24 protein-coding genes are annotated in these 23,973 nt (G+C 66.7%); 15 read left to right on the top strand and 9 right to left on the bottom strand.

Annotated features, from left to right (window positions below):
* The first annotated feature begins 80 nt into the window (after positions 1-80).
* The 4 genes from ACZ50Q_RS12995 to ACZ50Q_RS12980 all read left to right on the top strand — a co-directional run bounded on the left by ACZ50Q_RS12995 (position 81) and on the right by ACZ50Q_RS12980 (position 3,858).
* Positions 81-1,013 (top strand): LysR substrate-binding domain-containing protein, encoded by a 933-nt coding sequence (locus ACZ50Q_RS12995; RefSeq protein WP_464081771.1) that lies wholly within the window; start codon positions 81-83, stop codon positions 1,011-1,013.
* A gap of 116 nt (positions 1,014-1,129) precedes the next feature.
* Positions 1,130-1,825, top strand: coding sequence for an alpha/beta hydrolase (locus tag ACZ50Q_RS12990; RefSeq protein WP_464081770.1), 696 nt, complete (start codon positions 1,130-1,132; stop codon positions 1,823-1,825).
* Between the two features lie 69 nt (positions 1,826-1,894).
* The gene (locus ACZ50Q_RS12985; RefSeq protein ID WP_464081769.1) at positions 1,895-2,863 is read left to right on the top strand and encodes a Bug family tripartite tricarboxylate transporter substrate binding protein; all 969 of its coding nucleotides are present in this window, start codon (positions 1,895-1,897) and stop codon (positions 2,861-2,863) included.
* A 38-nt stretch (positions 2,864-2,901) separates the two neighbouring features.
* Positions 2,902-3,858, top strand: coding sequence for a tripartite tricarboxylate transporter substrate binding protein (locus tag ACZ50Q_RS12980; RefSeq protein WP_464081768.1), 957 nt, complete (start codon positions 2,902-2,904; stop codon positions 3,856-3,858).
* 39 nt (positions 3,859-3,897) lie between these two features.
* Here ACZ50Q_RS12980 and ACZ50Q_RS12975 read toward each other — a convergent pair whose 3' ends face one another.
* A complete protein-coding gene (locus ACZ50Q_RS12975) occupies positions 3,898-4,818 on the bottom strand; it encodes a LysR substrate-binding domain-containing protein (protein WP_464081767.1) in 921 nt (306 codons plus the stop codon).
* Between the two features lie 129 nt (positions 4,819-4,947).
* On the opposite strand from ACZ50Q_RS12975, the gene ACZ50Q_RS12970 reads away from it, so the two are divergent.
* The 11 genes from ACZ50Q_RS12970 to ACZ50Q_RS12920 all read left to right on the top strand — a co-directional run bounded on the left by ACZ50Q_RS12970 (position 4,948) and on the right by ACZ50Q_RS12920 (position 15,986).
* Positions 4,948-5,607: an RraA family protein gene (locus ACZ50Q_RS12970; protein ID WP_464081766.1), complete on the top strand. Its 660-nt coding sequence runs from the start codon at positions 4,948-4,950 to the stop codon at positions 5,605-5,607.
* A 41-nt stretch (positions 5,608-5,648) separates the two neighbouring features.
* Entirely contained in the window at positions 5,649-6,329 is a 681-nt protein-coding gene (locus tag ACZ50Q_RS12965) for an RraA family protein (RefSeq protein ID WP_464081765.1), read from the top strand.
* Between the two features lie 11 nt (positions 6,330-6,340).
* Positions 6,341-7,558 (top strand): pyridoxal phosphate-dependent aminotransferase, encoded by a 1,218-nt coding sequence (locus ACZ50Q_RS12960; protein ID WP_464081764.1) that lies wholly within the window; start codon positions 6,341-6,343, stop codon positions 7,556-7,558.
* A gap of 343 nt (positions 7,559-7,901) precedes the next feature.
* On the top strand, positions 7,902-8,777 hold the full coding sequence (locus ACZ50Q_RS12955) for an NAD(P)-dependent oxidoreductase (protein ID WP_464081763.1): 876 nt from the start codon (positions 7,902-7,904) through the stop codon (positions 8,775-8,777).
* A gap of 73 nt (positions 8,778-8,850) precedes the next feature.
* Entirely contained in the window at positions 8,851-9,816 is a 966-nt protein-coding gene (locus ACZ50Q_RS12950; protein WP_464081762.1) for a Bug family tripartite tricarboxylate transporter substrate binding protein, read from the top strand.
* A 35-nt stretch (positions 9,817-9,851) separates the two neighbouring features.
* Positions 9,852-10,523, top strand: coding sequence for an RraA family protein (locus ACZ50Q_RS12945; RefSeq protein ID WP_464081761.1), 672 nt, complete (start codon positions 9,852-9,854; stop codon positions 10,521-10,523).
* Between the two features lie 2 nt (positions 10,524-10,525).
* The gene (locus ACZ50Q_RS12940) at positions 10,526-11,578 is read left to right on the top strand and encodes a hydroxyacid dehydrogenase (protein WP_464081760.1); all 1,053 of its coding nucleotides are present in this window, start codon (positions 10,526-10,528) and stop codon (positions 11,576-11,578) included.
* Positions 11,579-11,639: 61 nt separating this feature from the next.
* Positions 11,640-12,299: a GntR family transcriptional regulator gene (locus tag ACZ50Q_RS12935; RefSeq protein WP_464081759.1), complete on the top strand. Its 660-nt coding sequence runs from the start codon at positions 11,640-11,642 to the stop codon at positions 12,297-12,299.
* Positions 12,300-12,516: 217 nt separating this feature from the next.
* A complete protein-coding gene (locus ACZ50Q_RS12930) occupies positions 12,517-13,992 on the top strand; it encodes an aldehyde dehydrogenase (RefSeq protein ID WP_464081758.1) in 1,476 nt (491 codons plus the stop codon).
* 37 nt (positions 13,993-14,029) lie between these two features.
* Positions 14,030-15,061 (top strand): Bug family tripartite tricarboxylate transporter substrate binding protein, encoded by a 1,032-nt coding sequence (locus ACZ50Q_RS12925; protein ID WP_464081757.1) that lies wholly within the window; start codon positions 14,030-14,032, stop codon positions 15,059-15,061.
* 16 nt (positions 15,062-15,077) lie between these two features.
* Positions 15,078-15,986, top strand: a complete 909-nt coding sequence (locus ACZ50Q_RS12920) for an NAD(P)-dependent oxidoreductase (protein ID WP_464081756.1) — start codon at positions 15,078-15,080, stop codon at positions 15,984-15,986.
* Between the two features lie 62 nt (positions 15,987-16,048).
* Here ACZ50Q_RS12920 and ACZ50Q_RS12915 read toward each other — a convergent pair whose 3' ends face one another.
* The 8 genes from ACZ50Q_RS12915 to ACZ50Q_RS12880 form a co-directional block, all read right to left on the bottom strand.
* The gene (locus ACZ50Q_RS12915; RefSeq protein WP_464081755.1) at positions 16,049-16,939 is read right to left on the bottom strand and encodes a LysR family transcriptional regulator; all 891 of its coding nucleotides are present in this window, start codon (positions 16,937-16,939) and stop codon (positions 16,049-16,051) included.
* A 115-nt stretch (positions 16,940-17,054) separates the two neighbouring features.
* On the bottom strand, positions 17,055-18,458 hold the full coding sequence (locus ACZ50Q_RS12910; RefSeq protein WP_464081754.1) for an MmgE/PrpD family protein: 1,404 nt from the start codon (positions 18,456-18,458) through the stop codon (positions 17,055-17,057).
* 58 nt (positions 18,459-18,516) lie between these two features.
* Complete coding sequence (locus ACZ50Q_RS12905; RefSeq protein WP_464081753.1) at positions 18,517-19,320, bottom strand: N-acyl homoserine lactonase family protein; 804 nt, start codon at positions 19,318-19,320, stop codon at positions 18,517-18,519.
* A 21-nt stretch (positions 19,321-19,341) separates the two neighbouring features.
* Positions 19,342-20,055 carry an ABC transporter ATP-binding protein gene (locus ACZ50Q_RS12900; protein WP_056561970.1) on the bottom strand — a complete coding sequence of 238 codons (714 nt, stop codon included), beginning with the start codon at positions 20,053-20,055 and terminating at the stop codon, positions 19,342-19,344.
* Positions 20,042-20,839, bottom strand: coding sequence for an ABC transporter ATP-binding protein (locus ACZ50Q_RS12895; protein WP_464081752.1), 798 nt, complete (start codon positions 20,837-20,839; stop codon positions 20,042-20,044). Before ACZ50Q_RS12895 ends, ACZ50Q_RS12900 begins: the two co-directional genes overlap by 14 nt.
* Entirely contained in the window at positions 20,836-21,837 is a 1,002-nt protein-coding gene (locus ACZ50Q_RS12890) for a branched-chain amino acid ABC transporter permease (protein ID WP_464081751.1), read from the bottom strand. The genes ACZ50Q_RS12895 and ACZ50Q_RS12890 overlap by 4 nt, the downstream gene beginning before the upstream one ends.
* Positions 21,838-21,844: 7 nt before the next feature.
* Positions 21,845-22,708 (bottom strand): branched-chain amino acid ABC transporter permease, encoded by an 864-nt coding sequence (locus ACZ50Q_RS12885; protein WP_464081750.1) that lies wholly within the window; start codon positions 22,706-22,708, stop codon positions 21,845-21,847.
* Between the two features lie 19 nt (positions 22,709-22,727).
* On the bottom strand, positions 22,728-23,903 hold the full coding sequence (locus ACZ50Q_RS12880) for an ABC transporter substrate-binding protein (RefSeq protein ID WP_464081749.1): 1,176 nt from the start codon (positions 23,901-23,903) through the stop codon (positions 22,728-22,730).
* Positions 23,904-23,973: the final 70 nt, after the last annotated feature.

Raw genomic sequence — 23,973 nt, 5'->3', positions numbered from 1 at the left:
TCTTATATCGCTATAGAATCACCAACTAAATAGAATTTTGTGATGGAATTCATCACCCTTGCGCATACCCGGAGCCGCAGATGGACTTGAAGCAACTGAAGGCGTTCGTGACCGTGGCCGAGACCGGCAGCGTGACCAGTGCCGCCCGCCTGCTGAACATCGTGCAGCCAGCGGTCTCCCGGCAACTGAAGCTGCTGGAAGACGATATCGGCACGCCGCTCTTCACGCGTGGCCGCCTCGGCATGGAACTGACCGACGCCGGCAAGACGCTCGAGGATTACGCCCGCCGTGCCCTGAACGAACTGGACCGCGCCCGCGCCGAGATCCGGCCGTCCAGCGGCACGGTGGGCGGCATCGTCACCGTGGGCCTGCTGCCCAGCACCGCAGACATGCTGTCCAGCGCGCTGCTGTCCGCCGTGGCGGCCCACTATCCCGGCATCCGCCTGCGGCTGACGGCGGGGTATGCCGGACACCTGCAGTCGTGGCTGGAGACCGGCGACGTGGACATCGCGCTGCTGTACGACTCCAAGCCGAATCCCGCGCTCAAGTTCCGCACCTTGCTGGAGGAGAGCCTGTGGTTCGTGGGTCCGCCAGACAGCGGACTCGATACCCGCACGCCCGTTCGCATGGCCGTCATCATCGGCCGGCCCCTTGTGCTGCCGGGCGCGCCACATGGATTGCGCTCGCTGGTCGAACAGGCCGCGCGCACGCAAGAGACCGAGCTGCACATCGTGGCCGAGACCAATGCAATGAGCGTGCAGAAGCGCCTGGTGCTGGACGGCCACGGCTATACCATCCTGCCCTCGATCGCCGTGGCCGACGACGTGGATCGCGCAATCCTGGCCGCTGCCCCGGTCGTGGATCCGCTGCTGGTGCGGCGCATCGTGCTGGCGCAACCCGCCACCCGTCCCATCGCCAATTCCGTGCATTGCGTCATGAACGAATTGATCCAATGCGCCCGCGACGCGGTGCGCAATGCACGCTGGCCCTCCGCCCGCTGGTTGGCCAAATAGCCCCGCCCGCCGGCCGCGCCATCTCCCGCCGTGATGAAACCCATCACAAAATTCTATTTATTCGGCTTTTTCATAACGGATTAATCTGGGACACCTGACAGCGCTATCTAGCCGACATGTCCCACCTGATTGATACCGCACTCCCCGCCGGCGCAAGGACGGAAACACGGCTGATCCCCGGTCCGGCCGGTCCGCTGGAACTGCTGATCGACCGCCCCGTCACGCCGCGCGTTGGGGTGGCCATCGTTACCCATCCGCAACCGCTCTTGGGCGGCACGCCGCGCCACAAGATCCCGCACAGACTGGCGCACGGCGTCCGGGATGCGGGATGGCTTGCGATACGGCCCAGCTTTCGGGGCGTAGGCGCCAGTGCCGGCGTGTATGACCACGGCCTGGGCGAATCCGAAGACATTCTCGCCGTCGTGCATGCCGTGCGTGCCGAAGCCCCCGATACGCCACTGGCGCTCATTGGCTTTTCATTTGGCGCTTACGCCCTGGCCCACGCGATTCGCGCGCTGACCGACCAGGACGCCGCGCCTGCGGCCGCCGTCCTGGCCGGGCTGCCGGTTGGCGCCGTCGAGGACGACCGGGTCTACGACACGCCCCCCTTGCCCGCCGACGTGGTGCTGATCCATGGCGAACTGGACACGCAGGCGCCCTTGCCGCCGCTGCTGGCGTGGGCACGGCCCACCTCCCATCCGATCATCGTCATCCCCGGCGCGGATCACTTTTTCAACCATTCGCAGGACCTGCTGCTGTCCCTCGTCCTTGCGTATCTTCCCAAGGAGGCCGCCACGGCTAGTACAGATTGATCGCGGCGCCTTTTCACACCTCCCCGACACGCCACCGAGCAAGAGGGAGGGTTCAACAAGGAGACAACCATGCGCTTTCCCATCAAGCGTTGGGCGTGCGGCGCCCTCGCATCCGCGTTCAGCGCGGCCGTCATGGCCGCCTCGCCGTATCCGGACAAACCGATACGCCTCATCGTGCCGTGGCCCGCGGGCGGCTCGGCGGACACCATTGGCCGCTCGCTGGGCGATGCCTTGGGCAAACGCCTGAATGCGACGGTCGTGGTCGAAAACGTGGCGGGCGCTTCCGGCACCATCGCAACCACTCAATTCGCCCGCGCCGCGCCGGACGGCTACACCCTCCTGCTGGCCAGCAGCTCGGCCAACGTCTCGGCGCCCAACCTGTATGCCAAGGTGCATTTCGATCCGATCAAGGACTTCACGCCGATAGGTGAAGTCGCGCTGGTGCCCAGCGTGCTCATCGTCCCCGAGAACTCGCCGTTCAAGCGTCCGGCCGACATCGTCGCCGCGGCGCGCAAGCAACCCGGCAAACTGACCTACGGCTCCGGCGGCACCGGCAACTCGGGACATCTGTCGGGCGAACTGTTTCGCGCGATCAACAAGATCGAGGTCACGCATGTGCCCTACAAAGGCAACAACCCTGCCTTGACCGACCTGATGGGCGGACGGCTGGACTACATGTTCGACAACGGCGCGATTGGCCACATCCAGAGCCAGCGCGTCCGCGCGTTGGCCGTTGCCGCCGACGCCCGGCTCAAGGCCATTCCCGACGTGCCGACGTTCGAGGAACTGGGCATGGCGGGCATGCAACTGACCACGTGGTTCGGCCTGGCGGCGCCGGCCGGCACGCCGGCGCCCATCGTGGACAAACTGAGCCACGCCCTGAACGCCGTGATGTCCGATCCCGCCTATTCGCAACGGCTCATCGCCATGGGGGCCGAATTGCGCCAAAGTACGCCCGCGGCGTTCACGGCGTTCTGGGCAGAGGAACTGGACCGCTACCGCCAGCTCATCCAGTCCGCAGGCATCCAGGTCAATTGACGCGCAAGGGCGCACGACAGCCATTCAAGGAGACAGGCATGAAGGCAAATGCATTTCAGCGGATTCTCGTGGCCGGGGCGCTGGCCCTGGCGGCCAACGTGGCACATGCCGCCTGGCCCGACGACCGTCCGATCGAACTGGTGGTGGGTTTCGCACCCGGCGGCGGCACGGACGTGATGGCGCGGCTGGTGGCCCAGCACATGGAAAAGCGCCTGGGCGACAAGACCCGGATCATCGTCATCAACAAGCCCGGGGCCGGCGGCGAGATCGCCGTGCGCTACGTAGCGGCGGCCAAACCCGACGGCTACACGCTGGGCATGATCAACGCGCCCGGCTTCGTGTACCTGCCCGTCAGCAAGGGCGCGAAGTACAAGCCCGACGACATCCGGCTCATCGCGCGTCTGGTCGACGACCCGCTGCTCTTCATCAAGCGCCGCGGATCCAACGCGCCGGATGACCTGCCCGCGCTCGTCACAAAGCTGAAGCAGTCTCCCGAATCGCTGTCCTTCGGCCACAGCGGCGACGGCACGACCGGCCATCTGGCGCTGATGGACATGGAGCGCAGCCAGAACGTGCAAGGCACCAGCGTGCCCTTCAAGGGCGGCGGCGACATCCGCCTGGGGATCCTGGGCGATCACATCGACTACGGCCTGATCACCGTGAGCGAGGTGCCGGAACTGATCGACCCGAAAGGCCCTTTCGAGGCCATCGCCATTGCCAGCGACAAGCGCCACAACGCCATCCCCACCGCGGCGGAATCCGGGGTGGCGCTGCGATACTCGTCCGAGCGCGGCATGGGCGGCCCGGCGACCTTGCCGGACGCCATCCGCGACAAGCTGGAACAGGCGCTCCAGGACACCCTCAAGGATCCCGCCTTCCTCGCGGCATCGGGGCGCGACGCGGCCGTGCTGGCCTTTCAGCCGGGTGAGGAATGGCGGGCCAGCCTGGCCCGGCAGACACGCGCCTTCCAGCAAGAGGCCGCCGCGAAAAAGTAGGCGTCTGATGCCAGGCAGCGCTTGCCCCGTCGCCTGGCATCACCCTTCCGGACGCCGCTTGCGATGCGTCTTTTCAAGCCACTGCACCGCCACATCGACCAGCGGGTGAAAGCGCGCCGCATTCCACGCCAGCGCGGCAGTGACCACCATGACCTTTTCCTTCAACGGCCGGATGACGACGTTCGCGGGCGCCAGCTTCTTCATGGACGCCGGCACCAGCGCGACGCCCTGGCCGCATCCCACATAAGCGACCTGCGAGGCCACCGACCGCACCTCGTGCAGCACGCGGGGGGTGAAGCCGTGGGCGCGGCAGATCGCGGTGAGCATGTCGAAATACACCGGGCTGACCTGCCGAGAAGACATCACAAGCTGCTCTGCCGCCAACGCCTGAAGGCGCACACGAGGCAGCGCCGCCAGCTTGTGATCGTCAGGCAGCGCCACCGCCAGCCGGTCCTCAGTCAACGGCAGCGTCGAGATGCCCTCGCCGACGTCGCCATCGATGCGCACGAACGCCATGTCCAGTTCCCCCGACAGCAGCGCCGGCACCGCCTCGACACTGTCGATCTCCCGCACGAAGACCGTCAGGCTAGGGTGCGCCCGCTTCAGCTCATTGAGCAGCGGCGGAACGGTGTCCAGCATTGCCGAGGTGATCGCGCCCACATGCAGCACGCCCGACTGGCCCGACGCGACCTCCCGCACGACACGCTCCAGGTGTTCGACCTGGCCGGCGAACTGCCGCACCGCGGGCAGGATCGCCGCGCCCGCGCCCGAAAGCTGCGTGCCACGGCGCGACCGTTCGAACAGTTGGAGTTTCAGCGATTGTTCCAACACCTTGATCTGCTCGGTCAGCGGCGGCTGCGACATGCCCAGCCGCGCTGCCGCCCGTCCGAAATGCCGTTCCTCGGCCACCGCCAGAAACATCCAAAGCTGCCGTATCAGCCTGAAGTCGATCGTGCTCATGCCCTGCCCTCGTTGCTGGCTGCGCGCTTCCGCGCTGATCCTGAAACCGTATCACAGAGATACTTGAAAACGATTTTATCTATCAAGAAGCGGTTCCCATAATAAAGCCTTCACTCAGGAGGTTTCCCCATGCCCCAAGCATCCACGCTCGACCGCCTTGCCTCGCTGGATACCAATACCGTCTCGGACGCCCTGGACTTTCTGGGACTGCCCGGCGCCACCTACGGCCTGCGGCCGCTGTGGGACTGTCCGAAGATCGTCGGCCGCGCCAGCACCATCCAGCTGGGCCCAAAGACGGACGCCAAGCCGGCCGTGCATCTGATCTCGCCCGTCATCGACGCCGTGCAGACCGGCGACCGCGTGCTGGTCATCGCCGGCGGCGCCGAGGGCATTTCCTGCTGGGGCGACATCCTGGCCAATGCGGCGCGCGCCAAACACGTGCGAGGTTCGGTCATCGACGGCCTGAGCCGCGACATCGAAGGCAGCGAATCGATCGGCTATCCCGTCTATGGACGCGGTGTGACGATGATCAGCGCCCGCAACCGCGTGATCCAGATCGATGCCGGCAAGCCCGTGCAGATGGCCGGCGTCACGGTGCATGAAGACGATTACGTCATCGCGGACCGCTGCGGGACTGTGTTCGTGCCTGCGGCCCGCATCGACGCAGTGCTGGACCTGGGAGAGCGTATCGCCAGGCGGCAGGATGGGATGGTCGCCGCCGTGCGCGCGGGCCGCTCGGTCGCCGAGGTCATGCACGACAAGGAATTCGAAGCCATCCACGCGAAGTGATCCGACGCGCCCTCATTGCCCCTCTCACCAAAGGAACGACGATGACAAACCCCAAGAAAGCCGCCGCACACGACCAGGAGTTGGTCGCCCTGTTTGAAGGACTGGATACGCCGGGCGTGTCCGACGCCATGGACAAGCTGGGCCTGCACGGCCAGGCGCTAGGCATCATGCCGCTGGACAACTATGCCCGCCCGGTTGTCGGCCCCGCCTTCACGATCAAGTACGTTCCCGCCGCGACGCCCGCCGGCACCGTGGGCGACTTCATCGATGACGTCGCCGAAGGCGACATCGTTGTGATCGACAACGATGGCCGCACGGACTGCACGGTATGGGGCGACATCATGACGCAGTACGCCGGCCTGCGCGGCATCGCCGGCACCGTGATTGACGGCGTGTGCCGCGACGTGGGCAAGGCGCTGGGCGACGGCTATCCGGTTTTCAGCGCCGGCCGCTTCATGCGCACCGGCAAGGACCGGGTGGAGGTGGAGTCAGTCAACACCACCGTTGCGGTGGGCACCGTTCGCGTGGCCGCGCGTGACATCGTGGTGGCCGACGCCAACGGCGTGGTGATCGTGCCGCGCGAGCGCGCCCGTGAAGTCGCCGAGACCGCGCGCAAGATCGAATCCGTGGAGGCCGCGATCCGCGAGCGGATCAGCCAGGGCGCGACCATCCGCGAAGCGCGCGCCGCGTTGGGCTATCACCTGCTGCAACGAAAGGAATGAAGCGCTCCGGCATGAATCCCAAAGTCCAGCCCCTGAACCGCCACCTGGCGCAAGCCCGGCCATCCGCCACGTACAAGGTGATGGATCGCGTCGCCGCGCGTCTAAGTTCTGGCGCCCGCATCATCTCGCTGAGCGCGGGTGAGCCAGACTTCGACACCCCTGAACATATCCGCGAGGCCGGGATCGCCGCGATTCGCGCGGGCCATACCCGTTATACCCAAGTCGCGGGACTGCGCCCCCTGCGCGAAGCCATCGCGACGAAGTTCCAGCGCGAGAATGGCCTGCAGGTCGACTGGCGCCACACGCTGGTAGCCAACGGCGGCAAGCAGGTCATTTTTAATGCGCTGGCCGCCACGCTCAATGAAGGAGACGAGGTCATCGTGCCGGCGCCCTACTGGGTCAGCTATCCCGAGATCGTCCAGTTGTGCGGCGCGACAGCCGTCAACGTGACTTGCGGCGCTGAAGCCGGCTTCAAGCTTACGCCTGGCGCGCTACAGGCCGCGCTCACCCCCCGGACGCGCTGGATCATCCTGAATTCGCCTTCGAACCCGACCGGCGCGGTGTACAGCCGGGCTGAATTGCAGGTCCTGGCGGAAGTACTTCTGGCCTACCCCGACGTTCTAATCCTGTCGGACGACATCTATGAACACCTGGTGTTTGACGGACTGCCCTTCCACACCATTGCTCAGGTCGCGCCGCGCCTTCGCGACAGAACATTGACCATGAACGGCGTTTCCAAGGCTTACGCCATGACCGGATGGCGCATCGGGTTCGGCACGGGGCCGGACTGGCTGATTGATGCCATGGAGAAACTGCAGGGACAGCAGACTTCCGGCGCCAGCACCATTTCCCAGCACGCTGCCCTGGCGGCGCTGACCGGGCCGCAAGACTTTATCGCGCAGTCCCGCACAGCATTCAAACGTCGCCGCGATGCCGTTGTCGACGCCATCAATCAAGCCCCTGGCCTGCATGCGCAAATTCCACAGGGCGCCTTTTACGTGTTCGCCTCGTGCGAAGCGTTGCTGGGCAAGACCACGCCAACTGGCACGCAGCTCAATACCGATGAAGATGTCGTCAACGCGCTCCTGGACGAAGCGAATGTCGCCACCGTGCATGGCAGCGCCTTCGGCCTCGGCCCCTACTTCCGCATCGCCTACGCGCTCGATGACGAGTCGCTGCGCCAGGCTTGCCACGCCATCCATGGCTTTTGCCAATCCCTTTCCCGTTGAAGCCAGGACAGATTGCAATGCAGCTTGAAATTCAGCGCACCGCCCATGCCCTGCGCGTGGACAAGGTGGACCTGCGTGTCGCCGCGAGCCAGCGGGCGGCCCGCTGGCGCCGATCCTGCTTTTGCACGGGTTCGGCTCCACCAAGGAAGACTACGCGGACATCGCGCGCCACCCCGCATTCGACGGGCGCCCGTTCCTGGCCTACGCCGGCTGAGTTTTCCCTGCCCAATGCCTGATGTTTTTTTTATGTATTTTTTTTCGTAAGAACTTAGGGTAAATACCTGCTTTTATCCGCGGGACCGCGGATATATAAACACTTATTGTTTTTTTAATGTGTTTTTTTATGAAAATTGCACTCATTGGATGCGGCGAAGTCGGACACTGCTATGCCCGCGCCTGGACCGCCGCCGAACATCGCATCGTCGGCATCTGCGATCTGCGATCGGACGCCGAAATGGCGGACCGCGCAGTGGCCGCAGGGGCGGCCTTGCATGCCGAACCGGGACCTTGGCTGGCCGAGGCCGACGTCGTGGTCTCGGCCGTGTACGGCTACAGCGCGGCGGAAGTCGCCGCACAAGCCTTTCCCCATATGCGCGCCGGCGCCGTCTACGCGGATTTCACCACCGCCAGCGCGCCCGACATGCAGAAAGCGGCCGCGGCCGCCGCCGCGAGCGCCATCCCTTTCATGGACGTGGCCATCATGGGCGCCATCGCCTTGCTGGCCGAAAAGACGCCACTGCTATGCGCCGGCGAAGGCGCGGCCGTGGTGACGGCACTGGGCGAAAGCGCGGGCGCAACGGTCCGGATCATCGAAGGCAAGCCCGGCGACGCGGTGCGCCTGAAGCTCTTGCGCAGCATCATGACCAAAGGCATGGAAAGCCTGGCCGTCGAATGCCTCGTTGCGGCCGAGCGCATGGGTCTGCGCGAATCGCTGTACGAAGTGCTGGCCGACATCGACCGCACGCCGCTGACCGCGTTCATGGACTCGTTCGTGCGTTCGCATGTGCTGCATGCCCCGCGCCGGCTGGCAGAGGTGCGCGAAGCCCGCGACCAGCTGCACGAGGCGGGCCTGGAGCCCTTGGTGCTCAATGGCGTCGAGCAGCTCTTTGACCGGACGACCCGCGGCATCGAAGCCGCGCGCGCCAAGGGCGACGCCCCCGCGCCCGACACGGTCGAAGCCCGGCTTGCCTGGCTGACCACGCTGGCCCGCCAGCCCTGAATTCCAACCCAGACTACCGACCCCGCCGCAGAGCGCGGGCCCGATCCCAAATAAAACCCCTGTGAGGAAGACAATGAAACTGTTCAAGAAACTGCTGGCCGCAACGCTCGTACTGAGCTGCGCCGCCGCGCATGGCGCCGACCTTGGCAAGTCCCCCATCACGCTGATCTCGCCGTTTCCCCCCGGCGGCGGCACCGACACGCTGACGCGCATGATCGGCAGCGCCATCAGCCAGGACGCTGGCTGGAACATCGTCGTCGAGAACAAGCCCGGCGCGGGCGGCAACCTGGCGCTGGATGCGACGGCGCGCGCCCGGCCGGACGGTCACACGCTGGTCATGGCGCAGACCGACAACATCGTGCTGAACCCCTGGCTCTACAGCAAGCTCAGCTACGACACCTTCAAGGACTTCAAGCCGGTGGGCCCGGTGGCCTCGTCGCCCAGCGTCTTCGTCGTGCTGCCCGATTCCCCGTTCAAGTCCATCGCCGACGTCGTGAAGGCCGCGCAGGCCAAGCCCAACCTGGTTTCGCTGGGAATTCCGGGCATCGGCGGCACGGGCGACCTGACCGGCTATCTGTGGCGTAAGGCCGCGAACATGGAACTCATGCATGTGCCGTACCGCGGCTGGAGCCAGGCGTTCCCCGACCTGGCCAGCGGCCGGATCGACATGTATGTCGGATCGGTCGCGTCGCTGCTGCCGCAGATCCGCGGCGGCAAGGTGCGCGCGCTGGGCGTCGTCGCCGATGAACGTTCGCCCGCCCTGCCCGACGTGCCCACGTTCGTGGAGAGCGGCTTCAAGACCATCAACCAGTCGATCTGGTGGGGCCTGATGGCGCCGGGCAAGACGCCCGATGACGTGATCGTGGCGCTGAACAAGGAGCTGCAGAAGGTGCAATCCAACCCCGAACTGATCAAGAAACTGGAAGACGCCGGCTACACCGTCCTGAAGGGCTCGCCCGAGGATCTGGCGCGCCGGCATCGCGCGGACCACGACGCCTTCGGCAAGGTCGTGCAGGAAGCCGGCATTCCCAAGCAATAGTCCCCTACGGCATACATCCCCCATCAGGAGCAGTGATGACAGGCTTTGAAATCCATGCCCGCCAGCGCGCGGTCAGCCAGGAACTCGTCGAAAAATTCCGCCAGGTGCCGGTCGCCAACGTGAGCGACTGCATGTCGCGCATGACGGCCGGCGGCGCGCGCCTTCGCCCCATGCACGACGGCACTCCGTTGGCCGGCCCCGCCCTGACCGTGCGCACGCGGCCCGGCGACAACCTGCTGGTGCACAAGGCCCTGAGCCTGGCGCAGCCGGGCGACGTGATCGTGGTGGACGCCGGCGGCGACCTGACCAACGCGATCATCGGCGAAATCATGACGACCTACGCCGAGTCGCGCGGCATCGCGGGCATCATCATCAACGGCGCCATCCGCGACTGCGGCACGATCCGCCGCAGCGCCTTTCCGGTCTACGCGGCCGGCGTCACCCATCGCGGCCCCTACAAGGACGGCCCCGGCGAAATCAACGGCGTGATCGCGCTCGACGGCATGACCATCGCCCCGGGCGACCTGATCCTCGGCGACGACGACGGGTTGCTCGCCGTCCCGTACGAGCAGGCGGAGGCCATCTACCAGGCCGCCGCGGCCAAGCATGACGTGGAAACCAAAATGCTGGCGGACATCGCCGCCGGCACCCTGGACACCTCCTGGATCGACGCCCGTCTGCGGGCCCTGGGCTGCTCGGGAGTCTGACCATGAGCGTTCCGGCAGTCGGCAGGCCCGCGTTGCGCGTCGCGCGGCTGGATCTCTGGATCGATCCGGCATTCGATGCGGCGATCGCGCGCGACCACACCCTGGACCTGCGCGTGCTGCCGGTCAACGGCGATGCCGTGACGGCGGCCGGCCTGGCCTGCGCTCACGCCTACCACGTCAGCGCGGCCAAGGACGAGGTGCCTGCCCGCTGGCAGGTCTCAGCCGACCTGCTGGTGCACTGTCCGCAATTGCTCTGCGTGTCTTCCGGCGGCGCCGGGTACGACACGGTCGACGTCGCGGCCTGCACCCGGGCGGGCGTGGCCGTGGTGAACCAGGCCGGGGCCAACGCCGCCTCGGTCGCGGAAATGACCTTCGCCCTGCTCCTGTCCCTCGTCAAGCGGCTGGGCGAGTCCGAGGCCGCGCTGCGGGCCGGCACGGCCGTCAGCCGCGAAGCCCTGATGGGCCACGAAATCGAAGGCCGCGTGCTGGGCATCGTCGGCATCGGTGAAATCGGCCGGCGCGTGGCGGCAATCGCGGCGGGCTTCGGGCTGCGCGTCCTCGCCTACGACCCGCTGGTCGCGCCGGACGAGATTCGCGCGCGCGGCGCCCAGCCCGTCACCTTCGACGCGCTGCTCGAACAGGCCGACATCGTCAGCCTACATTGCCCGCTCGATGGCGTCACCCGGAACCTGTTCGACGCCAGCGCCTTCCAGCGCATGAAACGCGGCGCGCTGTTCATCTCCACCGCGCGCGGCGGCATCCACGACGAGGACGCCCTGCTCGCCGCGCTCGATTCCCGCCACCTGGCCGGCGCCGGACTGGATGTATGGAAGGTGGAGCCGCCGCCGCCAGGCAGCGGCCTGCTGCAGCGTTCCAACGTGGTCGCCGCCTTCCACACGGGCGGCGTCACGCACGAAGGCCGCCGCAAAGTGGCGCAAGGTTCGGCGACGCAGATCATGGACATGCTCGCTGGCCGCAAGCCCGCCCGCTTGCTCAACCCCGAGGTCTGGCCGCGCTTTCTGGCGCGCCTGGCCGAGTGCGGCGTGAAGGCGTAGCGTCGCGGCGCGCGCCGTTGGTATAGTCCACTGTTTCACATCCGCAAGGGCAAGCCCTCTCATGTCGAGCGCCAGTGATTACGTATACGGGGAATTGCGCCGGCGCCTGATGGCCGGATCGTTCCTGCCCGGCGAACCGCTGCGCGAAGAACACATCGCGACCCAGCTCTCCGTCAGCCGCACCCCCGTGCGCAACGCCATCGAACGCCTGATCGCGGACGGCCTGGTCACCCGCGAAGGCCGGCGCGGCGCCGTCGTGCTGGGCTGGCAGGACCGCGACATCGACGAAGCCTTCGAGCTGCGCATGCTGCTCGAGCCCTATTCCGCCAAGGCGGCCGCCCAGCGCGCAACGCCCGAACAGATCGACGAACTCGAGCGCATCAACCAGTGCATGCTGGACGCCATCAACGCCGGCGCGCCCGACCACGTCGCCCAGGTCCAGCACTACAACAACCAGTTCCACCACGCCCTGCTCGATGCCGCGCAATCGGCGCGGGTGCGATCCCTGGTGGAAAACCTGCTGGATATGCCGATCATCATCGGCTCCTTCTATTTCTACGGCCGCGACGACATGCTGCGCAGCGTGGAACACCACCGCCAGATCATTGCCGCGCTGCGCGCCCGCGACGCCGAATGCGCCGAGCTCGCCATGCGCTTTCATCTGGCCGCGACGCATTTGTTGTTCCGGACGCACCGGAAGGATCGCAAGACGGGCGGGTAATCCCGGCCTTCCCGCTTCTCCCAGCCCGCGGCCCGGCCCTGCTTCGGCCCGCGGCGCCGATACAGCCACGTATCGCTATCACAGAATTCGTGATTCCGTATTGGACGCGCGCAAGGCGCGGCCCCAGACTTTGCGCATGGCACGAAGCGGCCGGCGCACGCAGCACCGGCCGCCCTTCGCAACAAAAATCCCCTCATGCCAATCGGAGACCGCGCACATGCAGCGTTATGGCTTGTTCATCAATGGTCAGAGCATCCCGCCCGCGCAGGGACGCATGATCGCCGCCCACAACCCGTACACCGGAGAAGTGTGGGCCGAAATCCCTGACGCCTGCGCCCAGGACGTCGACCGCGCCGTCATGGCGGCGGAACATGCCTTCGAACACACGTGGCGTCACACGCCCGGCATCAAGCGCGCCCAATGCATGCTGCGCCTGGCGGAACTGATCGAGCAGAATGCCGACCGGATGGCACGCATCGAATCCACCGACAACGGCAAGATCATCCGCGAAACCCGGCCGCAGATGGTGTGGGTGGGGCGCCAGCTCCGCTATTACGCTGGCTATGCGGACAAGCTTTATGGCCAGCAGATTCCGCTGGACCAACCCGACACGCTGGACTACCTGAGCCTGGAACCCTACGGCGTGGCGGCCTTGATCACCGCCTGGAACTCGCCGCTGGCGCTGCTGGCCAACAAGCTCGCGCCGGCGCTGGCGGCAGGCAATTGTGTCGTGGTCAAGCCCAGCGAACACGCGTCCGCGTCGACGCTGGAGTTTGCCAGCCTGGTGCAGGCGGCCGGGTTTCCGGACGGGGTGTTCAATGTGGTCGCGGGCGGCGCCGACACGGGCCGCGCGCTCGTCGAGCACCCCGGCGTCGCACTCGTCAGCTTTACTGGCAGCCCCGCGGTGGGCGCCGAGATCGCCTCGATGGCGGGCCGGCGCCTGACGCCCGTGAAACTGGAACTGGGCGGCAAGTCGCCCAACATCATCTTCGAGGACGCGGACCTCGACAAGGCGATCGTGGGTGCGCTGGCCGGCATCTTCGGCGCGACGGGCCAGACCTGCGTGGCGGGGTCAAGGTTGCTGGTGCAGCGCAGCGTGATGGACCGGGTTCTGCCGCCGCTGATCGACCGGGCGCGCAAGATCCGGCTGGGCAATCCGCTGGATACGGCGACCGAGATGGGCACCGTCGCCAACCGGCCGCAATTCGATCGCATCCTGGCCACGATTGATCGCGCGCAGACCGCGGGCGCTACGCTGGCTTGCGGCGGCAAGCGGGCGCTGGGCCCAGGCCTGGAGCGTGGCTACTTCATCGAGCCGACCATCTTCGCCGGTGTCGACAACGACAGCGAGCTGGCGCAGGAAGAGATTTTCGGGCCGGTGCTGGCGGTCATTCCGTTCGACACCGAGGAGGACGCCATCCGCATGGCCAACGGCACCCGTTATGGCCTGGCGGCCGGCCTGTGGACGCGGGACCTGAACCGCGCCATGCGCGTGTCGCGGGCCATGCGCGCCGGTTCGGTCTGGGTGAATACCTACCGCGCCATCGCCGCCCAGGCGCCCTTCGGCGGCTTCAAGCAGTCGGGCATCGGCCGCGAGCGTGGCGAAGCCGGACTGCGCGAGTTCCTCGCCACACGTAACGTCATGATCGATTTTTCCGAAGCGGTCCGTGACCCCTTCGCCATTCGGACCTGAGCCGATCGAGCCAGGCCAACCTGCCAAAGGAAGAGACATGAACGCACGAAAACTGGAGCCTCGGCCCGCGAGGCGCCGCCTCCTGCGCGCCGCTATCACCGCCATGGCGGCGACGGCCGCACTGCCCTTGTGGCAAGTCGCGCACGCCACCACGCCATGGCCCGCACAACCCATCCGCATGGTGGTGCCCTTTCCGCCAGGCGGCTCGGTCGACACCGTCGCCCGCACGCTGGGCCAGGCACTGCAGGACGCATTGGGTCAGCCCGTGATCATTGAGAACAAGCCGGGCGCCAGCAGCGTGCTCGGCGCCCGCTACGTCAAGCAGGCTGAGCCGGACGGCTACACATTGCTGCTCAACGCCTCGCTGCAGGTCGCCAATCCGCTACTGCTCGACACCGTCACCTACGACGCGCTCAAAGACTTCGCGCCCGTGACCGAAATCGGCGCGCAGCCCCAGCTCGTCCTGGTGCGCAAGGACAGTCCCTACCAGACCCTGAAGGATCTGGTGGCGGGCGCGAAGGCCAAGCCGGGCGAACTGACCTGGGCCATCGCCGCCTACGGCGCCGCGGGCCACTTGGCGTGCGAACTGGTGAACGAACAGGCTGGCGTGAAGATGGAGGTCATTCCCTACCGGGGCGGCGGCCCGGCGCTGGTGGACCTGATGGGCGGTCAGGTCACCGCGATGACCGAGCCCATGGCATCGGCCTATCCCCACGTGCGGGACGGCAAGCTGCGCGCGCTGGCCGTAACCAGCAGCCAGCGCGTCGCCTCCATCCCCGACATTCCCACCGTGGCCGAGGCCGGCTACGCGGGTTTCGACATGCCCAGTTGGTACGGCATCTGGGCCCCCGCCGGCACGCCACAGGCCGTGATCGACAAGGTCTATGCCGCAACGCAGCAGGCGCTGCAGCATCCCGCGGTCAAGGCAAAGTTCGACGCCCTTTCCTTCATTCCGGTGGGCTCCAGCCCAACGGAATTCGCGGCCTTCCAGGCCAATGAATACAAGACCTACGAGAAGATCATCAGGGCCATCAAGGCCCGCGGCGCCAACGCCGCTCCCCGTACCTGAGCAAAGGAGACATCGCATGAAGCAGAACGAATCGGAAGTCCTTGGGTTCATCGGCCTGGGCGTCATGGGCGGGCCCATGTGCGCCAACCTGCTGAAAAAGGGCGGCCGCAAGGTCGTCGCGTATGACTCGGCGCCGTCCGCCGCCGACGAGGCCGCCGCCCAGGGCGCCGAACTGGCAACCGGCGTGGCGCAGGTGGCCGAAAAGGCCGACATCGTCTTTCTGTCCCTGCCATCCATCGACCAGGTCGAGTCGGTCTGCGAGGCCATCCTGGCCTCGCCCCGCCGTCCGTCCCTCATCGTGGACATGAGTACCAGCAACGTCACGCGCTCGCGCGCGCTGGCCGGGCGTCTCAAGGCCGAAGGCATTGCCTTCGCCGACGCGCCCGTGGCCCGCACCAAGCAGGCCGCCGTCGACGGCAAGCTGTTCATCAGCGTGGGCGGGTCCGAGCAAGACTTCGCGCGGGTAGCGCCTTACCTCAACTGCATGGGCAGCGACGTACTCCATTGCGGCGAGGTGGGCTGCGGCCAGATCGTCAAGATCCTGAACAACTACATAGTGTTCATGACGGTCAACGCGCTGTCCGAGGCCATCACCATCGGCCGCCAGGCCGGCATGGAGGCCGAAAAACTGCTGTCGCTCCTGTCGCAAGGGTCGGCCGACAGCTTCGTGCTGCGCAACCATGGCATGAAGTCGCTGGCCAAAGACGACTTTCCGGAGAAGACCTTTCCCATGACCTACGCCATCAAGGACTGCTCGCTGGCGCTGGACCTGGCGCGGGAAGGCGGCTTCAGCCCACGCATCGGCGCGTACACGCACGACATGATGTGCCGGGCGCGCGACGCGGGCTATGCGCAGAACTACCATCCCGCCGTCATCCGGCTGATTGATGGCCGCGTCAAGGCCGACCTGCCCGAGCGCGTCTGAGCCCCGATATCAGGTCGAACGGGCAGCTCTGCCGGAATTGCCATGGGCCGTGAAGACGGCTGTCAGGGGTCGAGCGCCATGCGTTTCGCCAGGTGGCCCAGGACGCGCCGAGCCAGGTCGCTGGCGTGCTTGTCGCTCCAGATCAATTCCATGCAGACCTGCCCCGCGCTCTGCGGCAGTTCGCGAAACACCACGCCTGCAAAGCCCGTGGTCGCGTAGGACGCCGGCGCAATCGATACGCCCAGGCCCAGGCGCACCATCTGAAAAATGGTCAGCGGGCTGCGGGCCATGTGCCGGATTTCCGGACTGAAACCGGCCTCATGGCAGCAGGCCAAGATGGCGTCATAGATCGCGGGCCCGTGCTCGCGATGCAGCGCCACCATGGGTTCGTCCGACAGCATGGACAGCTTGAAGCCCTCTTGCTGAGCCAGCGGATGCCGGCTGGGCAGCACCGCCACCAGCGGCTCGCGGTGGATGAGCTGGCGCCGCACGTCGGTACGCTCCGGCCTCGCATGGACGATGCCTGCATCCAGCAGGCCCAACGAAACCGCCCTCACCTGTTCGGCCGACACCATATCCACCAGCGACAGCGTCACGCCCGGAAACTCGGCGGACACCAGGCGCTGGATGACGGACACAAGGTGGAACAACGCGGACGTGGCCACCCCCACGCGCAGCACACCCGTGTCGTCGTTGCCGGCCCGCACCGCGGCATTGACCGCCGTGCGCATCTGGTCCAGCAGGATGCGCGTCTCGCGCAGAAAGGCCTGCCCGGCCGGCGTGAGCCGGACCTCGCGGCGGGTGCGCTGGAAAAGCTGCACCCCCATCTCCTCTTCCAGCGATTTGACGTGCTGCGACAAGGGCGGCTGGGAGATGTTCAGCCGTTCAGCCGCCCGCCGGAAACTGAGCTCCTCGGCAACCGTCACAAAGTAGCGCAATTGGCGCATGTCCATGGCATGACATCTTCTATCTGGGGTCAGTGTTGCGGACCGCCCTGTGGCAGGCGGCCGGCTAGCATACTGCGCCCCGTTGTCCTTGCCCATCCTGAACATGGCGCCGGCGCCGCCCTCACCCCAGCAGTTTCGTCAGGTCGCGCACCGGCGTGGAGGAATCCGCCGACAGGAAGGCGTCCAGGATCAAGGTGGTGCGCACGTCGGGCAGCGTAAGGCCCGCGTTGGCCTTGAACTTCTCGACGATGGCGGCCTGATCCAGCGCCCGGTCGCCGCTGCCCAGGTTGACAGGCACGTCCTCGCGCAGCTGCGTGCCGTCGTGCAACGTCACGGTCACCGCGCCCGAGAAGTACTTCGGAAACGCAGTCACCTCCTGCGCGCGGCAAGTGGTACGGCCGGCAAGCGACAGCAGCGCATTGTCCGCCAGCCGGGCAGGCGCGAGTTCCTGCAACGTGAAGCGGCCCAGCGCCAGGCAGGCGGCCACGACGAACTGCACGCTGAACTTGGCGTCGTAGTCGCTGCGCGGCCGGGTCTTGATGTGCGCCGGCTCGGCGACGATGGGCAGCGTGGCGGCAGGCAGTTCGCACTCCACCGAACGGATGCGGCCCGCGTCCAGGATCCGCCCCTGGATGCGCAATGCGGCTTCGGCGCAGCCGTGAATGAAATGGCACACGGGGTAAGGCTTGATGGACGTCTCCAGCAGTGTCCACTCGTGGCCCAGCGCGCTGATGACGGAGTCGGCGTCCACCTGGTCCGCACGCGTCTGCATGTGGGTCTCGTACAGGCCGAACTGCCCTTCGTAGGGCCGGCGCGGGCCGAAGAAACCGGCCTGGGCCATCTGCGCCGCGGTGATGCCGGCAAAGGCGCCCCAGCCCGGGTGCAGGCGCTTGGTCCAGGCCCCATCCTCCAGGAATACCTGTACGCCCGACGCCGTGCTTGCGGCGATGCCCTGCGCCGCCACAAGCTGTTCCTCGGTCAGCCCCAGCAGCTTGCCGGCCACCAGTGCCGAGCTGAAGTGCGACACCACGCCGGTGGCATGGTAGCCGCCCTGATGAAAGCCGCCCTTCACCGACCTGCCCAGGCGTATGGCCGTCTCCATGCCGATGGCGTAGGCGGTCAGCAGCTCGCCCCAGCGCATGTCGCGGGTTTCGCCCAGCGCCAGCGCCGCGGGCAGGCAGGCCACCGACGGGTGCACGATGGCGCCGGGATGCGTATCGTCGAAATCCAGCCCGTGCATCAGGTAGCCATTGGCCATGGCGGCGTCGCGCGCCTGCAAGGCCGGGCCGCCGCCGATGACGGTGGCGTCGCCGGACGCGCCGGCCGCGCGGATGCCGGCCAGCCCGGGCCCGGAAAAGTCGAACTGATGCGCGGCGATGCCCAGCCCGATGGCGTCGATGATGTGGAGCAGCGATTTTTCGCGCACCGCCGCCGGAAGCGATTCCAGCGTCAGGCCGCGCGCAAAGCGGGCCAGGCCCAGCGCCAGGCTGGATGACGGGGCGCGCAGATTGGAGGTTGCATGCATGATGACCAGGGTTCCAATGTGAGGGTCGGCGCGCCCGGCGAGCGCGCCGCTTGGGTGTTCAATCCAGGGGGTTTTCGTGCAGCACGGCGACCGGCACGGGCAGGTCGCCCGGCAGGCGGGGATAGCGTTTGAGCACTTGCGGGTCGTGGCCCGGCACGAAGTGGCTGACCGAGCCCGCCAGTTTCAAGAGGCGCTTGTGACCGGCCAGCATCTGCTCCACATCCACCACCACGGGAAACGGCAGCTTCAGCGTCGCGTTGTCGTAGTAGTGCGCGGCGTCCGAGGCCAGCACCACCCAGCCGCGCGCCGTATGCACGCGAACCGCCTGCAGCCCTTTGGTATGGCCGCCGATGCGCAGCAGTTCGATGCCGGGTTGCAGCACGTCGTCGCCATCGTGGAACTCGACGCGGTCTTCGTACAGCCGGTGGACGAATTCGCAGACGTCCTCGACCGCGAAGGCGCGGCGCAGCACCGGCTGGCACATGCACGGGCCCGTCGCAAACGCCGCTTCGGCCTCCTGCAGGTGGAAGCGCGCATTGGGCAGCTTGTCCAGGTTGCCGGCGTGATCCCAATGCAGGTGCGTCAGGATCACGTCCCGGATCTGTTCGGGCCGCACGCCAAGATGGCGCAGCGCGTCGATGGGGCAGCAGTCCAGCGGCCGTCCGCGCTGCGTCGCGCCGCGCTCGCCAAAGCCGGTGTCCACCAGAATCGCGGTGTCGCCCAGCTTGATCAGCCACACGTAAAAGTCCATCTCGACGGTGCCATCGTGCGCGTCGTGCAGGATGAAATTGTGCGAGGCCGGACGGGTCATACGCGCGTATCGCAGCGCATAGACTTCATAGCAGGGTAAGTTGTCGGTCATGGCCGGGCGCCTCCTACGCCCTTATACGCCAAGATAGGCTTGCCTTACGAAATCATCTTCAAGCAGTTCCTGGCCGGTGCCGGTGCGCACGACTTCGCCGCGCTCCAGCACGTAGGCCCGGTGCGACAGCCGCATGGCAAGCCGGGCGTTCTGCTCGACCAGCACGATGGACAGCCCCGATTCCCGGTTCAGCCGTTCGACGGCTTGGGCAATTTCCGCGATCACCTTGGGCGCGAGACCCAAAGATGGCTCGTCCAGCAGCAGCAGTTTCGGCTGGGCCATGAGCGCCCGGCCGATCGCCACCATCTGCTGCTCGCCGCCCGACAGCGACCCGGCCATCTGCGCGCGCCGTTCCTGCACGCGCGGAAACAGCCCATAGATCATGTCGAGCGTTCGCCGCCGTGTGGCCGCGCAACGCGTGGTGTACGCGCCCAGTTCCAGGTTGTCCATGACCGTCATCCGCGGAAACAGGCGCCGGCCCTCGGGCGACAGCGCGATGCCGCGCGCCACGCGGCCCGCTGCGGGCATGGCGGCGATGGACTGGCCGTCCCAGCGCAAGTCCCCGCGCGCCAGCGTCTTCAGCCCCATCATCGCCTTGAGCGTGGTGGATTTGCCGGCGCCGTTAGACCCCACCAGCGCCACAATTTCGCCGTCGCCGACCTGCAGCGACACGTCGTGCACGGCCTCCAGCTGGCCGTAGCGCACGGCAATGGATTGGGCTTCAAGCATGGGCATAGTCGGGGGCTCCCAGATAGGCTTCGATCACGGCGGGGTTGGACTGGATCTGTTGCGGGGTGCCTTCCGCGATCTTGCGCCCCTGGACCAGCACGTAGATGCGATGGCACAGTTCCATCACCACGGCCATGTGGTGTTCGACGAACAGCACGGAAATGCCGCGATGCGTACGCAGCCGCTGCAACAGCCGGCCCAGTTCGGCGCACTCCTCGCCATTCAGGCCGGCGGCGGGCTCGTCCAGCAGCAGGATCTTGGGATTCGTGGCAAAGCCGATCGCCACGCCCAGCAGTTTCTGGTGCCCATAGGCCAGCCCGCCCGCCGCCACGTCCCGGTACGGCCCCAACCCGGACAGTTCCAGAATCTCGTCCACCTCGCGCGCCACGCGCTGCAACGCAGCCTTGCGGGCACGGGTGGTGACGGTGTGCGTCCACACGGAGCCCGGCAGCGTCGACAGCGCGCCGCGCAGCAGGTTCTGAGCCACCGTGGCGCCCTGGTAGACCGAGGTCGACTGGAACGTACGGGCCAGGCCGCGCCGCACCACCGCGCTGGGCGCCTTGCCCGTGATGTCCGCGCCCTCCAGCACCACCTGGCCGGCCGTGGGAATCAGCGTGCCGCTGATCAGGTTGAAGGCGGTGCTCTTGCCGGCGCCGTTCGGGCCGATCAATCCCACCACCTCGTCCCGCGCCACATGCAGGTCCAGGCCGCTGACCGCCTGCAGGCCGCCGAATCGTTTGGACAGGCCCTTGACCTCAAGCAGGGGCCGCGAAGTCGTTGACGTCGTCATGGCTGCTTCCTCCATTTACGCGGCAGGCGCATGCCGGCCAGCCCTTGCGGCAGGAACCGCAACATCAGAATCAACGCCACGCCGTAAAGGATGTCCTGCGATTCCACCGCGCCGCGAAAGAGCTCGGGCAGCGGCGTCATGACCAGCGCGCCCACCAGCCCGCCCAGCAGGTATCTGCGCCCGCCGACCACCATCATGATGATGAGCGCGACCGACAGGTGCATGTTGAACGACTCGGGCGAGATGTAGCCGACGTAATGCGCCAGCATCGCGCCCCCCAGCCCGGCGAAGACGCTGGCAAGCGTGAACGCGAACAGCTGCGTCCGGCGCACGCCGATGCCGCTGGACTCGGCCAGCGCCGGGTTCTCGCCGACGGCGTCCACCGCCTCGCCTGCCGGCGACGCGTAAAACCCGCGAAAGAACGCCAGCACGGCAATGGCGATTACCGCCGCCAGCGCATAGAACGCCGGTTTGTCCAGGAAGACGTACCCGGCGATGGCGGCCGGGGGAATGTTGGTGATGCCGTTGGCGCCCCCCGTGACATCGCCGAATTCCAGCAGCACCAGGCGCAACAGTTCGCCGAAGGCAAAGGTCACCAGCACGAAGTACACGCCCTGCAATCGCAGCACGATGCGCCCGAGCAGATAGGCGACGAGACCCGCGGCGGCCATTGCCGCCACCATCCCGACGGCGAACGGCAGCCCCAGCCCCTTGACGCAGAACACCGACGCATAGGCCCCGATGCCGGCCAGTGCGCCGTGGCACAGCGAGATCTGCCCTGCCCTGGCCAGTACCGACAGCGACGTCACGACGATGGTGTTGATGCAGATGAAGATGGCCAGGTGATAGGTGAAAGCCTGATTCAGCAGGAACGGGATGCAGACCAGTCCCGCGAGGCCCACCAGGCCCACCGCCCCCAGCGGCTGCGGAGCGGCGGCCCCGCGGATCAGGGCCTGCGGCGCGCCCGGCGGCATTGACGGCAACACGGCTTTGCTCATATCCATTTCACGCCTCCGCCTTGCCCAGCAGCCCTGCGGGCCGCATCACCAGAATGCCCATCACCAGCGCGAAAATCAGGATCTCCGCGAGGCTGTTGCTCATGAAGGAACTTGCCAGGCTTTCGGCCACGCCCAGCAGCAGGCTCGCCGCCGCCGCGCCCGGCACGCTGCCCAGCCCGCCCAGAATCACCACGATGAAGGCCTTGAGCAGGGGCGTGCTGCCGATAAAGGGCGACACGGAAAACAGCGGCGCCATCAGCGCCCCCGCGATCGCCGCCAGCCCCACGCCGATGCTGAAGCCCAGCGGGTACATCAGCTTGGCCCGCACGCCCTGCGCCGTCGCGATCTCCATGTCCTGCACGGCAGCGCGCAAGGCCTTGCCCTGCCGGGTATGGATCAGGAACCCATACAGCACCGCCAGCACTATCACCGAGCAGACCGCGACGTACAGCCGCGACGCCGGGATGATCACCGTGCCAAGGTGGAACACGCCCTCGGCGACCTGCGGCATGATCTGCGAGTCTGGTCCGAACACCACCAGCGCCACCGACTGCAGGATCATCCCCACGCCGATGGTTGCAATCATGCCGTTGAGCTCATCGTGGCGGAAGGGCTTGAGCACGGCCCACTCCACGAGCCAGCCCAGGGCCGCTGTCACGACGAAGGCGCCCAGCAACGCCAAGAGGAACGGCGCCTGCCAGTGGCTCATCAGAACGTAGGTCGCGAACGCCCCGACCATGTAGAACTGGCCGTGCGCAAAGTTGACGACCCGCATCACGCCGAACACCAGCGTGAACCCCACCGCCATCAGCAGGTAAAGCAGGCCGATGATGACGCCGTTAACCAGCGCCTGGGCTAACAAGTTGGACATGGAATCCCCTTTCGCCGGCTTATTTCTGGATATCGACGCACTTGTCGATATCGCAGCGCGCCACGGTGACTTCCTGGCCGTTGCGGACCTCGGAAATGAAGAAGGGCGATGCGACCTGATGGTCGATGCCGTAGCGCGCCTTCCCGCTCCAGTTCACGATGCCCTGGATGCCCTTGTAGTCCTTCAGCTTGGCGAGTTCATCGCGGACCCTGGTGCTGTCGGTTACCGTGCCGGCGTTCTGCATGGCCTTGAACAGCATGTGCGTGCCATCGTAGAAGGCGGGGCTGAATCCGTTCATGTTCTTCTTGTATTTGTCCTGGTAGCGCTGGGCGTAATGCGCCACCTCCTTGTTGTCCGGATCCTGCAGCGACGTGACCATCATGCCCTCGGTCGCCGTCTTGCCCGCCACCGCCACGATCTCGGGCGTGGCTGGCCCGCCATTGCGCACGATCGGCCCCTTGAAACCCAGCTCCCGCGCCTGCCGCACGATCATTCCCGCGGTAGCCGGCGAGTTGCCGTCCAGCTCGATGGCGTCGATGCCCGAGCTGATCATCCGGGTCAGCAGCGGCACCATGTCCACCCGCTGGCGTTCGAAGAATTCCTTGCTCGACAGCGCGGCGCCCGCCTTTTCGTAGGCCTTGGCCAGGTCGTTGGAAATCTGCTGGCCGGACTCGTCGTTGGGGAACAGTCCGCCCACCTTCTTCAGATTGAAGCGCTTGACCAGCCACGCGATGATCGGCGGGGCCGTCTCCTCGGTCGTCAGGTTGGGCCGGAAGGAGTACGGCTTCTCCGGGCTGAGCGCCTTGTTGGTGAAGCCCAGCGTCATGATGATGACCTTCTCGCGCTCGGTGACCGGCTGCACGGCCAGCGCTGGCGCGGACCCCATCGGGCCGATGATGTACTTGACCTTGTCGTCGCTGACCAGGCGGTTGGCGGCCGTGACCGCGTCGGCCGACTGGTACTTGTCGTCATAGGGAATGACGCTGATCTTGTACTTCTTGCCGCCGACCTCCAGGCCACCCTGCGCGTTGACGTCGTCGGCCGCGAGTTCGGCGCCGTACAGCAGCGCCTGGCCCCACGCGGCGCCTGCGCCGGACAGCGTCACCAGTGCGCCAATCTTCAGCGTGTCCTGCGCCATGGCTGCGGCGGGCAGCGCCAACGCCAGGGGCAGCACCACCTTGCAAATTCGATTCATGTCTCTCTCCTGTCTTTTTTGTGTAGTCAGTGCGTGAACAACAGGTGTCGTGCGCTGGGGACGGCCGCGG

Source organism: Achromobacter sp. T5-5, from assembly GCF_055397965.1.
The sequence above is the reverse complement of the archived record's forward strand: the minus strand, read 5'-3'. Positions and strand labels throughout refer to the sequence as shown.